This is a genomic window from Wolbachia endosymbiont of Nomada ferruginata (assembly GCF_001675785.1).
Taxonomy (GTDB): domain Bacteria; phylum Pseudomonadota; class Alphaproteobacteria; order Rickettsiales; family Anaplasmataceae; genus Wolbachia; species Wolbachia pipientis.
In genome coordinates this window covers 1-227 of record NZ_LYUY01000230.1, presented here as the reverse complement: position 1 = coordinate 227, position 227 = coordinate 1, and the positions used below count along the sequence as shown (strand labels likewise).

1 protein-coding gene is annotated in these 227 nt (G+C 53.3%); it reads left to right on the top strand.

What is annotated here, in order from left to right; all coding sequences use genetic code 11:
* Positions 1-32: 32 nt before the first annotated feature.
* Positions 33-167, top strand: coding sequence for a hypothetical protein (locus BA053_RS08475; RefSeq protein ID WP_255356266.1), 135 nt, complete (start codon positions 33-35; stop codon positions 165-167).
* Positions 168-227 lie beyond the last annotated feature (60 nt).

Sequence of the window (227 nt, the reverse complement as noted above, 5' to 3'; positions counted from 1 at the left end):
GCTAACAAGAGATCCCGCTAACATGTAGCGGGATGACGAATTGCTTAACCGTCATTCCGCCGCAGACCGTCATACCGCCGCAGTATCTCTTAGCCGCTAACACGTACTTAACCGTCATACCGCGATTCATTCGCGGTATCTCATCCGCTAACAAGAGATCCCGCTAACATGTAGCGGGATGACGAATTGCTTAACCGTCATTCCGCCGCAGACCGTCATACCGCCGC